Source organism: Pseudomonas imrae (genome assembly GCF_046352735.2).
GTDB classification, from domain to species: Bacteria; Pseudomonadota; Gammaproteobacteria; order Pseudomonadales; family Pseudomonadaceae; genus Aquipseudomonas; species Aquipseudomonas imrae.
Genome location: NZ_CP110853.2, coordinates 3,651,745 through 3,663,650, shown reverse-complemented (window position 1 = coordinate 3,663,650; position 11,906 = coordinate 3,651,745). Strand labels below are relative to the sequence as shown.

Genomic DNA, 11,906 nt, shown 5'->3' with positions numbered 1-11,906 from the left:
AGATAAGGGAGGTGGTGCATGTTCGCAATCGATGACGTGCGTCCCGCACCGGCTTCGGTGATCGAAGTCGGTGATGCTCGCGCACGGTTCGAGCACTGGCGCGCAGGAAAGTCAGGGAAGGTGCTGGCCATCTCGGTGATCGGCGACAGCTACAGTGCCGGACAGGATTTTTATCTGAACAAGCTTGTCCAGCGGCTTACTAAAGTGGCGGGCTTTGCCGGGCCGGGCTACGTCGGGTTCAACCACGGCGCGGCGCTTGGCGGTACACACTACAAATACACGCGAAGCAGCGGAAAGTATTTCGGCGGCGATTGGACGGTGTCCCGCCTTGGCCAGGCGAGCCCCGACAGTCGCACCATCAAGGGCCGGCCCGGTGCTTATCTGCAAATAGATGCCAGCCCCACAGCTGCCGTTGATACGTCCATGGACCAGGCGAAATTACTCTACTTGGGGAACGGAGAAACCAACGAGGTGCGCTACCGCTGGGCGGCATCGGATACCTGGCATGTGTTGAAGCTCGGTGGCACAGGCGTCCAGGAGGTATCTGTGCCTGAAGTGCCTGATACGGCCAAGTGGGCGTTCCGGCTCGAGGTGGTCAAAGGCGCGCCAACGTTGTTCGGCCTTTGGTTGGGCAATCAGCAGGGGGGAGCCAGGGTGTCCAAGCTCGCGGCTTCCGGCGCAGCATCTGCAGATTTCTACAACAGCGATAGCCAGTGGCAGACCCAGTGGAAAGCGGTGGTGTCAAAGATTCCTGCAGACATTTACCTGATCATGTTGGGTGGCAATGACCAGGGGGTTGGCGTGAAACCGCAACAGTACCTGCAGAACATTCAAGGCCTGGTGCGAATGGTGCGCGAGATTCAGCCCGCGGCGAGCATCAACCTGATCCTGCGCCAGGACACTACACGCTCGAGTGCTTATCCGATGTCGGCTTACGCGCAGGTCCTGGTGCCTTGGGCGCATGCCGAACACCTAGGGTACGCGGACATGCAGTGTGCATTCGGTCCCGACTTCAAGCGCTACGCCAAGAACGGGCCCACCCCGATGATCGGCCCCGACAGCATTCACCCGATCCCGGGCTCGGGAGGGCGGGTGATCGCGGATTACATCTATCGCCTGATTGTCGGTGGGAATGCTGCGGTTTCGCCGCAGGATAACTGTGGCGCGAACCCCCCCTCACCCTAACTCTCTCCCCAGAGGGGCGAGGGAACTGGCCGAAGTGTGCCGAGAAAATTCGCGGCCTGCCGAACCGAGTCGATCATGGATTCAAAGCGCTACCTTCATGCTGCCGCAAATCTTCAATCTCCCCTCCGGGGAGAGGGTTAAGGGGCGCGCTCAAGCCAAACATGCCTTTCTCGAAGCGCTCCAACTGGCTCAACAGTTCTGCGGTCTTGAGGGGCATCAACTGCTGGTCGCAGCGGGTCTCCACCGTGATGACGATGGCGGGATCGCTGCCGTGGATACGCGCCCGGAATCGCCAATCGCTGAAAATGACTTTAAGCCCGTCGCGCTCGTCGATATCCAGCGCTTGCTGGCCATACAGCGATTTCAGATGTGAGAGCAGGGCGTCGGGGTTGAGAACCGGTCGACGGATCTCCCCGGAGGAGGGGAACAGCCCTATCCGTTCAACCATCAATGTGGCGCCCAACCAGGCGCCAATGGGGGAGGGCAACGACGGATACAGTGACGCCCACGCCATCACCCCGACGTTGCCCATCTTCAGTTCAATATCTGCCGCGCGTTTTGCAATGTTCATAGTGGCCTGCCTGGATAACGATTGGCGATGGTTGTGCCTTGCGAGCGATGAGGTGAGATGGCAGCGCGGTTAAAGGCCGTTGAGGTATAGGTGCTCGTAACAGAAATTGGTTGCCTCGACATAACCCTCTGCACCGCCGCAATCGAAGCGCAGGCCGGCGAACTTGTAGGCCAGGACGAAGCCAGCCTGCGCCTGTTTCATCAAGGCGTCGGTAATCTGGATTTCTCCCCCTTTACCGGGCTGGGTATCGGCGATCAGATCAAAGATATCGGGTGTCAGGATGTACCGGCCAATGATCGCGAGGTTGGACGGAGCGTCTTGCGGGCTGGGCTTTTCAACCATGTTGCTGACGCGGTAGACACCTTCGCCAATCAACTCGCCGGCGATCACGCCATACTTGTGGGTCTGGTCGCGGGGGACTTCTTGAATAGCCACGATCGAGCAGCGGTATTTCTTGTAGAGCTGAATCATTTGCGCCAGTACACCATCACCCTGCAGGTTCAGGCACAGGTCATCGGCCAGCACCACGGCAAAGGGTTCATCACCGATCAACGGGCGGCCACTGAGAATCGCGTGGCCCAGGCCCTTCATTTCGACCTGGCGGGTGTAGGAGAAGGTGCAGGTCTCGATCAGCTCGCGGGTACCGGCCAGGAACTTCTCCTTTTCGGTGCCGCGAATCTGATGTTCCAACTCGTAGCTGATGTCAAAGTGATCTTCCAGTGCGCGTTTGCCTCGCCCGGTAACGATTGCCATGTGTTGCAGGCCGGCGTCGCGTGCTTCTTCTACCGCGTACTGAATCAGCGGTTTGTTGACGATCGGCAGCATCTCCTTGGGCATGGCTTTGGTAGCCGGCAGGAAACGCGTGCCATAGCCAGCGGCGGGGAACAAACATTTACGAATCATAATTTATCCTGGTAGTCATGAATCACAGGCGACTGATGTGTGCAATAAAACAGTGATTATAAGTTTTACTAAACGACTACTTTAATACCTGAGATAGGTTGTTAATGGCAATTGCTCCCAGGTGTATAGCGTTGGAATGTTATGACTTGTCGGCTTGCGCGCTGTTAGTTATTTTTCGTCGGTATCTGTTGATAGTGGAGAGCGTTTCATAGTGCTAAATAAGTACCGTTATTACTGTATGGCTGGCTTGAATATTTGTCGGCAGCAGTTGAACTAACGGTACCTCTTGCTGTTGTTGCCCCATTTTTCTGTGCCGTGCATTTCACGCGCACATTCAAGTGGGGCACGGCACAGGTTATTAGCCCTTGATCTTACTATGGACCGCGCTATGAAGATTCTAGTAACGGGTGGCACCGGATACATCGGCTCGCACACCACTCTTGCGCTGCTCGAAGCTGGTTTTGATGTGGTGGTGCTGGACAATCTTTGCAACAGCTCCGACGCTGCGCTGCACGCTGTGGAAGCCATCTGCGGCAAGAGTGCGCTGATGATTCATGGGGACGTATGCGACAGAGCGTTGCTGGACCGGATTTTCCAGCAGCATGCCATCGATGCTGTCCTGCATTTTGCCGGGCTCAAGGCGGTCGGCGAGAGCGTGCGCAAGCCGCTCGAGTATTACGAGGCCAATGTCGGTGGCAGCCTCACGCTGTGTCAGGCGATGACCGCCGCCGGTGTGTTTCGCCTGGTGTTCAGTTCATCGGCCACGGTGTACGGCACACCGGAGCAAATGCCGATCAGCGAGGACCTGCCTACCGGCAGTCCCACCAACCCCTACGGCCAGTCCAAGTTGATCGTCGAAAACCTGCTGCGCGAGTTGTGTGCGGCGGACCCGCGCTGGAGCATCGCACTGCTGCGCTACTTCAATCCGATCGGTGCGCATGCCAGTGGCCACCTGGGCGAAGACCCCAATGGCATACCTAACAACCTGGTGCCCTATATCAGTCAGGTGGCGGTTGGCAGCCTGCAAGAATTGTCGATCTTCGGCGACGATTACCCCACGGTCGATGGCACCGGCGTACGTGACTATATCCACGTCGTGGACCTGGCAGACGGGCACCTGAAGGCTCTGCAGTCGATTTCGCAACGCACGGGCATCAATATCTGGAATCTCGGCACGGGTGACGGCTATAGCGTGATGCAAGTGCTGCGCGCGTTCGAGCAGGCATCAGGTCGCCCGGTGCCCTATAGAGTGATGCCGCGCCGCTCGGGTGATGTCGCCGAGAGCTGGGCAGACCCTTCCAAAGCCGCTCGTGAACTTGGCTGGAAAGCCACACGCAGTTTGCAGCAAATGATGACAGATACGTGGCGTTGGCAATCGAACCACCCGAGGGGATACCTCGGATAAAGACGCGGCGATCGTTGCAAGCAATCCCTGTGCTGAACGTTATAAAACGGCTGGAATGTTAATTATCGTCGGGAAAATCGGCTGGCATTGCCTTTGGCAAGTCCGTAGATATAAACCCTGCCGTTCGACATTTATTCGTCAGGTTTGACTGTGAATGAACAACGGATCTTGTTCGCACTTTTTGCGGCTTGAACTTTCCACCTCTAACTGAGTGTCTGTTTTATAACAGGCGCGAACGTTAGAAAGGAGTTGATATGAAAAAAGTGATGGCAATTGCCCTGTTGTCGATGTTTGGCAACTGGGCGTCCGCAGCGGAAACACCGCTGACACAAGCAACCAATGTCGCGGGTAACGTAGCTGCTTCACAGGCGCCTGCGGCCAGTACGGCAATGGTGGCAAGTGCAGTGGCCGCTTCCAACAGTGGCGGCAACGCCAACGGCGGTACAACCGGGACGACAGGGACTACCGGTACTACCGGCACCAGTAACTGAGAAACCCTGTAGGTGTAATACAAGGTCGCCCGATGAAAGTCGGGTGACCTTGTTTAGATTTGCCCTTGAATAGCGTAGTGCCATTATGACTCGTAGTTTTCCTTTTTTGATGCTGGCAAGTATCGCTTTGCAAGGTTGTATGTTTTCTCCGGGGCAACACCTGAGTACCAGCGATATCACGCGCCAAGGTGCCAGTGAGAGCAGCCGCGTCGAGCTGATCCCGATCACGCCCAAGCTCATAGCAATGGACAGGGCCACGCACAAGCGCGCGGCGCTGCCGGCGGAGTTGTTGAGCGCCCCGGCGGAATATCGCATCGGTAACAACGATGTTTTGTACATCACGGTCTGGGACCACCCCGAGCTGACGGCGCCCTCCGGAGCGCAACAGCAGATCGATGCCAACGGTCGCCTGGTACGATCCGATGGCACGCTGTATTACCCCTATATCAAAGAAGTCCAGGCGGCCGGTAAAACCATCCAGCAACTGCGTTCGGACATTGCCTCAAGGCTGTCGGCCTTTATCGCCGACCCGCAAGTGGATGTCGCGGTGTTGCGCTTTGCCAGCCAGAAAGTGGTGGTGTCGGGTGCGGTCTCGAAGGCCGGTCCGCAACCGATTTCCACCAACCCGCTGAGTTTGGTCGAAGCCCTCGGTTCTGCCGGTATCGATCCGCTGAATGCGGACCTCTCCGGCGTACTGCTGACGCGCGGCGAGCGGGTATATCCGTTGAACCTCGATGCGCTCAACCAGCAGGATTCCGAGTTGCAGAACGTCTACCTCAAAGGTGGCGACCAGCTGTATTTACCCTACAACGACAACAAGCGCATCTACGTCATGGGCGAGGTCAACCAGCCGCGCGCCCTGACGTTCAAGACCGCGACCATGAACCTGTCCGACGTACTGGGCTCGGTGGGCGGGTTGAGCCAGACCACCTCGAACGGCAACGCGGTGTACGTAATCAGGGGGGTCGAGAACCTTGATGTGGAGCCGGCGAAAATCTATCAACTGCAAGCCGAATCGCCGACGGCCATGGCGTTGGCCACGCACTTCGATGTACGTCCCCAGGACATTGTCTATGTGGGTCCGGCCAATGTGACCCGCTGGAACCGTTTTATCAGCCAACTGGTGCCGTCGGCAGCCATCCTTGGCGCGGGGGCTTCGGCAGCGAAGAACCTGAATGATGCCAGCAGCAATAAATAAGGCCTGGTCTGACTGTGAGAACGTTGAATGTTTGCGTCTGCGTGATAGCAGCGGCCTTGTTGTGTGGATGTAACCCGCTGATGAATGCATCTATGACCAACTTCAAGGCGGCGGTGAGCGGGCCCGATGATGTGGATGTGACGGCGGCCCAGGTGGCGCAGGTCAAGTTTCCCCAACTCATATTGACCACGCCTACCGGCTCCGGCGTGTTGGCGATGGTGCGTGAGCGGGGCGACCTGCAGTTCTGGGTCGCATCCGGCAAGCAGGTGCTTCTGCTGCGCGACGGGCTTGCGGTACGCACCGTCGGCCTGGGCTTTGACGGCGACCTGGACGGGACACGGCTCGCTGCGGTCTCGCCTTTCAAACAAGGCCTGCACACCCTGCCTGAGGGCTACACCAGCCAGCGCTGGATTGATCTTTACCGTGGCAGCGAAGTGGGTGTGACGTTGAACAGCCGCTTCTCGCGCAAGGCCATGGAAACTCTCGAAATCCTCGGTAAGGAATATGCCGTGCTACGTGTCGACGAACAGATCGACGCCCCGGCCATTGGCCTGCGCGCGACTAATCACTATTGGGTTGATCCGGTGGACGGCTTCATTGTGCAGAGTGAGCAGCAACTGACCACTCGCCTGCGGATCAAGATCGTTCAATTGATTCCTGAGCGCAGGTTTGCCCATTGAAGCGGGTAGCGTTGTTGTCGGCGTGCATGCTGTTGATCAGCGGTATGAGCCAGGCGGCAGTCACCGTCAGTGGCGATGTGCTTAATCCGGGGCCGGTTGACCTGCCAGCGGGCGCAAGGTTGTCGGACGTAATCAGCGTTGCCGTGCCCAATGCCGAAAGCTATTGGCTGGCGGCTGCCCTGCTGCGCCAGTCACTGCTGGAGGCGCAGACTCGGCTCAAGACCGGTGTGCTGTTCGATCTGCAGGTGCTGCAGCGTACAGCCTTGCTCTTCGACAAGCCCAGTCGGGCAAGCCTAGCAATGCGTCTGCACCAGCAAATCAATGACATGCCGGTCACCGGGCGCCAGGTCACGATCCTGGACCCGGTTGCTATCGAGGTCGGGTTCGCCCGCAACCTGCGTTTGGGCGACGGCGATCACCTCATCTACCCGTTGCGTGTCGATGAAGTTGAAGTGCTCGGCGCCGTTGCACAACCCTGCCGGTTGCCTTTTGTCGCCCTGCAAGAGGCCCGGGATTATCTGCAAGGGTGTGCAGCGCTGGCCGATGCCGAGGCCGACTACCTGTGGCTGATCCAACCCAATGGCGTCACCCGGCAAGTCGGCATCGCGCCCTGGAATCGTGAGAGCGGGCAGGTGCCTGCAGCTGGCAGCAAAATCCTGGTGCCTGTCAAAACCGATGATCTTGATCCGCCTATTCCTGAACTGAATCAGCAGTTGGCCGAATTTCTTGCCACGCAACAGGCTGAGGTGGTTCGTTGAATTTACGTTTTGCAGCCGTATTGTTATTGCCCTGTGGTTTGGCGCATGCCGAGCCGCGTTTGACTCAGAATGATTTTGGCGGTGTGGGCTTGCTACAGACGCCGACAGCCAGGATGTCCCCGGCCGGCGAGTTGAGCGTGAATGCCAACCGGACCGAGCCCTATAGCCGTTACAGCGTGGCGCTACAGCCGTTCGACTGGCTGGAAGGTGCGTTTCGCTACACCGCAATCACCGACCGTCCCTACGGCCCCGAATCACTGAGCGGCAGCCAGAGCTATAAGGACAAGGCGGTCGACCTCAAAGTCCGATTATGGAAAGAAACTCATTGGACGCCCGACGTGGCGTTGGGGTTTCGCGACATCGGCGGTACGGGCCTGTTCGCCAGTGAGTTCCTGGTGGCCAGCAAGCGCTATGACAATTTTGATTTCAGTGCCGGCATTGCCTGGGGGTACCTGGGCAATCGCGGCGATTTCAACAACCCGGCAGGTTGGGTCGATGATCGCTTCAAGACCCGGCCTGACATGGAGGGCACTGGTGACGTCAACACCGGCGCCTACTTTCGCGGGCGGCCTTCGTTGTTCGGCGGCGTGACCTACCAGACACCCTGGGACCGGCTCAGCCTGAAGCTCGAGTACGAAGGCAACGACTATAAGAACGAGCCCAGTGACAGCGTGATCAAACAGGACTCACCGATCAATGTCGGCGCAGTGTTCAAAGTCACCGACTCGCTGGACTTCAATGCGGCCTGGGAGCGGGGCAATACCGCGATGTTCGGCCTCACTCTCCACACCAACTTCGTCAGCCGCAAGGCCCCGGCCAAGACCTTCGACCCGCCCGCAGAACCGTTGCCGGCGAAGATCCCGAGTACCTCGATGGCACAGGTCGATTGGCCTGACGTATCGCGGCGCCTGCAGCAAAATGCCGGCTACAAGGTAGAGCGAATCAGCCAACGTGGCCCCGAACTGATCGTGTACGGCGAGCAAGGTCGGTATTTTCATTCGGCCAAAGCGGTCGGCCGCGCCAGCCGGATTCTGGATAACAGCGTCAACCAGGACATCGACTGGTTCACATTGGTGAACAAGCGTTACGACCTGCCGCTGGAAGAAACCAGCGTGCCTCGCAAGACTTTCCGTGAGGTGCTCAATAATGAGGAGCCGCTGCAAGCGTTGCACCGCACCACCGAGATCAATCCCGCGATGCCCCACAACGAGAAGACCCTTTATACCGAGGCGCGCGCCCCCCTCAGCTACGGCATGGGGCTGGGCTTTAAACAGAACGTCGGCGGCCCTGACGGTTTCCTCTACCAGTTCAGTGCCGACGCGGACGCCGAGTATCGCTTCAACCGCAACACCTGGTGGAGTGGCCTGCTCAGCGCCAATCTGCTGAACAACTTCGACGACTTTGACTACGACGCACCCAGTGGCTTGCCTCGGGTTCGCACGGACCTGCGCAAGTACCTGACCACCTCTGAAGTGACCATGCCGCTGTTCCAGTTCAGCCACGCCGAGCAATTGGACAAAGACCTGTATGGCATGGTCTACGGTGGCTATCTGGAGTCGATGTTTGCCGGTGTGGGCGGCGAGGTGCTCTTTCGCCCGGAGGGCCAGCGCTGGTCGGTCGGCGCAGACCTGAACTACGTGCGTCAGCGTGAATTTGACCAAGGCTTTGGCCTGCGGGACTACTCGGTCGTCACGGGGCACGTCACCGGGTATACGGACCTGCCGTTCGACACGCTCGCAGCGGTTAGTGTCGGACGCTACCTGGCGGGGGATTGGGGGACCACGATCGATCTGTCGCGAGAGTTCTCCAACGGAGTGCGGTTTGGGGCCTGGGCCACGTTCACTACCGCCTCCGGCGCCGAATATGGCGAAGGCAGCTTCGACAAGGGTCTGTATCTCTCTATCCCGTTCGATGAACTGATGAGCATGTCGACCATGCGCCGCGCCAATCTGGTCTGGGCGCCGCTGACCCGCGATGGTGGTGCACGACTCAATCGCAGCTTCCAGTTGCACTCGATGACCGATAGCCGTGACAACGACATGTTCTACCGCAACTTCGAGAAGATCACCGAGTAAAGGCTGATGGTCTGCAGGGCTGGCAGCCTTGTAGATCAGGCCTTTGGCGTGAACGGTAGTGCCTGCGCCGTACAGGACTTCTGCATTCAATCCTGAAGCCGACAAAACCCTGAAGCACACCCATGAAAAAGGGGACTTTCGTCCCCTTATGGCGGTGCGTGCTCAATACTCAGGGCATCAATAGATGTCCTTCGAGAGCAGGGTAAAGGGCGTCTTGACCAATATCTTCAGATCCAGCCACAACGACCAGTTGTTGATGTACTTCAGGTCGATCTCGACGCGCTTCTGCATTTTGTCGATGGTGTCGGTTTCGCCGCGGCAACCGTTGATCTGCGCCAACCCGGTAATGCCCGGCTTGATCCGATGGCGTGCCATGTAGGCAAGAATCTTCCCCGAGTAGTAGTTGTTGTGCGCGATAGCGTGCGGTCTCGGGCCGACCAAGGCCATATGTCCTTGCAGCACATTGAACAGTTGCGGCAGCTCATCGAGCGAAGTGCGGCGGATAAAGCGACCGACGGCGGTTATGCGCGAGTCGTTGCGGCTGGCCTGCTTGACCTCATGGTCGTCGTGCACGCGCATCGAGCGAAACTTCCAGACCTGGATCACCTTGCCATTCCAGCCATGACGATCCTGCTTGAAGAGGATCGGGCCGGGGGAGTTGAGTTTGACCGCCAGCGCAATGAGCGCCAGCACCGGGCTCAGCAGGATGATTGCCAGCAGCGCCACGCTTTTTTCCAGCAAGCTCTTGCTCAGTGCGGCGGTGGGCTGGCTGGTCAGTGGGCTTTCGTTCAAATAGATCGCCGGCAAGCCGTCCACGACTCGCACCGAGTGATTGAGCAGCGTCAGGCTGTTTAAGTCGGGCACCCAGACCACGTCGACGTTGGCGCCCAGCAAATCGATATACATGGCTTCGATTTTTGCCGCTTCGTTCAGTGGCAGAGTGATGTACAAACGTCGAATGTCATGGAGGCTGATCAGTTCCAGAAGGTCTTCCTGCGCACCCGCGATGCGTGGCGCATCGGGTGCCAGCGGGCTTACGGCTCCCGTGCTGACCAGTCCGACCAAGGGCAGGTTCTCCAGACTGCTCAACTTCCTGGCCAGGCCGAGCGCAAGCTCCCCTGTCCCGACGATCAGCGTTCTGTGCTCGCTTTTGCGCGAGCGTTGATAGTACTTGGAGAACCGGTGCAAGGGCGCATACAGCAGCGCCTGTCCGAGGAAACCGAACACCGCCCAGTTGAGTATTACCTGGCGGGAAAACAGCGCATCGGCCTTACAGACAAACGCCATGCATGCCAGCGCAGCCATCGTCATCGACCAGCCCATGAACAGCCGGCCCAGTCCTGTCAGGTAGCTATCTCGTTTTCTATATACACCGCTGAATGTATAAGCCGGAACCGACGCCAGCACCGCCAATGCGGCGCACACCCGATAATAGAACTCGACCGTTCCGGTCTGCCGCTCAGCGAGTATGAATAACAATGTAACGGCAAAGGCTTGCGCCAGCGCCCATTGGCCCCAGAAGGTAAGCCCCTTCAGGCCGGTATTGCGATTGATACGAAACGTACTGTCCATGCGATATCCCCTAAGACGTCCATTAAATATCGGCAGTCGAGACGCGAGTTGTTTAAGCAGGAGTTGTTATTGTTTTAACTGATGTCCTGAGGCTAACAGCATCAAGAAGTCGAACTGTCGTCAGTCAATAGATTAAGTTATTGATGGAGGGGGCTGTCTGACGAGTTCTAACAAGTAGCGAAGTGCCATTTTTTCAAAATGTAAATTCTGATTGTTAGAAAACGTCGACAACGAATTGCGTCGGCAGCAACAGGGAGAAGATGAGGGGGGCGGTAGCGAGAGTAACAAACAAAGTGCGTTTTTTATTGTTGTAGTCGCACTGTCACATGTTTGTGTTAGAAGGGGGTCAGGCGGGGTGCGTCTCGGAAACTACTTCTTGGATAAGGCAATAACCACGGTTTCTCACGGCACGAAACAGTCGTTCGCCTTTGCTGGCGTTTTTGAACTTGTCTTGCAGTCGACTCAAGCACATTTCCAGGCCGCGATACTGCTCCGGTTCTCTGCCGATGCTTAGAATCAGGTCATCTCGACTGACGACACGATCTTCATGATGGAGCATCTTCCTTACCAGAGTGGCTTCCAGTCCCGTCAAGCTGATCTCGACGTTTTCTTTAATCAACGCACTTTGATCAGTGTCGAGTTGCCAGGCCTCGCTGTAGAGCCCGCCATCGTTCTGTTCCCTAGGTCTGCCGCTGAAGCCCGCTGGCATTGGCGTGACACTGGTTTGCCCCTCGGACTGTACCGCCAGCCACTCGGCTTCAAGGGTGGCAAGGATTTTCTGTGTTTCATGTTCGATACGGTGAGCTACGTTCTTCCTTATCAGACTCGTGTATGAGAACTCCATCAGTACCGGGGAAGAAGAGGGCTGGGCCGTATCTTCGATAAACATCTGCGTCTGGGACGTGCCGAATGAGTTGAAGCGTTCGCTGGAGAGTATGCGCTCAAGCTCACGCTGGGATGTTGTGCTGTGTGTCACAACGACAAAATACTTTCTGGGGAGGGTTGTACCGATTTCCACGTCTTTCTCTCCTTAGTGTTCACCAAATTTCGGCTAAAAGTTGACCGGCA

General features: G+C 57.6%; 11 protein-coding genes. 7 read left to right on the top strand and 4 right to left on the bottom strand.

The genetic code is table 11. From position 1 onward, the window contains the following. Positions 1–18 precede the first annotated feature (18 nt). Positions 19–1,185, top strand: a complete 1,167-nt coding sequence (locus OQ460_RS16510) for an SGNH/GDSL hydrolase family protein (protein WP_410018479.1) — start codon at positions 19–21, stop codon at positions 1,183–1,185. Between the two features lie 73 nt (positions 1,186–1,258). Here the strand turns inward: OQ460_RS16510 and OQ460_RS16505 are convergent, their stop codons facing one another. Both OQ460_RS16505 and galU read right to left on the bottom strand, forming a co-directional pair. Continuing rightward, entirely contained in the window at positions 1,259–1,756 is a 498-nt protein-coding gene (locus tag OQ460_RS16505; protein WP_410018478.1) for a mannose-1-phosphate guanylyltransferase, read from the bottom strand. Between the two features lie 69 nt (positions 1,757–1,825). Beyond that, positions 1,826–2,659: a UTP--glucose-1-phosphate uridylyltransferase GalU gene (galU, locus tag OQ460_RS16500; RefSeq protein ID WP_410018477.1), complete on the bottom strand. Its 834-nt coding sequence runs from the start codon at positions 2,657–2,659 to the stop codon at positions 1,826–1,828. 388 nt (positions 2,660–3,047) lie between these two features. Between galU and galE the strand changes: the two genes are divergently transcribed. From galE to OQ460_RS16470, 6 genes are all read left to right on the top strand, one after another. Then, a complete protein-coding gene (galE, locus tag OQ460_RS16495; RefSeq protein ID WP_410018476.1) occupies positions 3,048–4,064 on the top strand; it encodes a UDP-glucose 4-epimerase GalE in 1,017 nt (338 codons plus the stop codon). A 254-nt stretch (positions 4,065–4,318) separates the two neighbouring features. After that, a complete protein-coding gene (locus OQ460_RS16490; RefSeq protein ID WP_410018475.1) occupies positions 4,319–4,555 on the top strand; it encodes a hypothetical protein in 237 nt (78 codons plus the stop codon). Between the two features lie 85 nt (positions 4,556–4,640). Beyond that, on the top strand, positions 4,641–5,753 hold the full coding sequence (locus OQ460_RS16485) for a polysaccharide biosynthesis/export family protein (protein WP_410018474.1): 1,113 nt from the start codon (positions 4,641–4,643) through the stop codon (positions 5,751–5,753). 14 nt (positions 5,754–5,767) lie between these two features. After that, positions 5,768–6,433: a YjbF family lipoprotein gene (locus tag OQ460_RS16480; protein ID WP_410018473.1), complete on the top strand. Its 666-nt coding sequence runs from the start codon at positions 5,768–5,770 to the stop codon at positions 6,431–6,433. Further along, positions 6,430–7,191, top strand: coding sequence for a capsule biosynthesis GfcC family protein (locus OQ460_RS16475; RefSeq protein ID WP_410018472.1), 762 nt, complete (start codon positions 6,430–6,432; stop codon positions 7,189–7,191). Before OQ460_RS16480 ends, OQ460_RS16475 begins: the two co-directional genes overlap by 4 nt. Then, positions 7,188–9,266 carry a YjbH domain-containing protein gene (locus tag OQ460_RS16470; protein WP_410018471.1) on the top strand — a complete coding sequence of 693 codons (2,079 nt, stop codon included), beginning with the start codon at positions 7,188–7,190 and terminating at the stop codon, positions 9,264–9,266. Before OQ460_RS16475 ends, OQ460_RS16470 begins: the two co-directional genes overlap by 4 nt. Before the next feature lie 177 nt (positions 9,267–9,443). On the opposite strand, the gene OQ460_RS16465 is transcribed toward OQ460_RS16470, so the two are convergent. After that, a complete protein-coding gene (locus tag OQ460_RS16465; RefSeq protein WP_410018470.1) occupies positions 9,444–10,838 on the bottom strand; it encodes an undecaprenyl-phosphate glucose phosphotransferase in 1,395 nt (464 codons plus the stop codon). Positions 10,839–11,184: 346 nt separating this feature from the next. Then, positions 11,185–11,856, bottom strand: coding sequence for a winged helix-turn-helix domain-containing protein (locus OQ460_RS16460; protein ID WP_410018469.1), 672 nt, complete (start codon positions 11,854–11,856; stop codon positions 11,185–11,187). Positions 11,857–11,906: the final 50 nt, after the last annotated feature.

Excerpts from the sequence above, each read along its gene's own strand:
- galE (WP_410018476.1), top strand. The coding sequence starts at position 3,048 with ATGAAGATTCTAGTAACGGGTGGCACCGGATACATCGGCTCGCACACC.
- OQ460_RS16465 (WP_410018470.1), bottom strand. The coding sequence starts at position 10,838 with ATGGACAGTACGTTTCGTATCAATCGCAATACCGGCCTGAAGGGGCTT.
- OQ460_RS16510 (WP_410018479.1), top strand. The coding sequence starts at position 19 with ATGTTCGCAATCGATGACGTGCGTCCCGCACCGGCTTCGGTGATCGAA.
- OQ460_RS16485 (WP_410018474.1), top strand. The coding sequence starts at position 4,641 with ATGACTCGTAGTTTTCCTTTTTTGATGCTGGCAAGTATCGCTTTGCAA.
- OQ460_RS16505 (WP_410018478.1), bottom strand. The coding sequence starts at position 1,756 with ATGAACATTGCAAAACGCGCGGCAGATATTGAACTGAAGATGGGCAAC.
- OQ460_RS16490 (WP_410018475.1), top strand. The coding sequence starts at position 4,319 with ATGAAAAAAGTGATGGCAATTGCCCTGTTGTCGATGTTTGGCAACTGG.
- galU (WP_410018477.1), bottom strand. The coding sequence starts at position 2,659 with ATGATTCGTAAATGTTTGTTCCCCGCCGCTGGCTATGGCACGCGTTTC.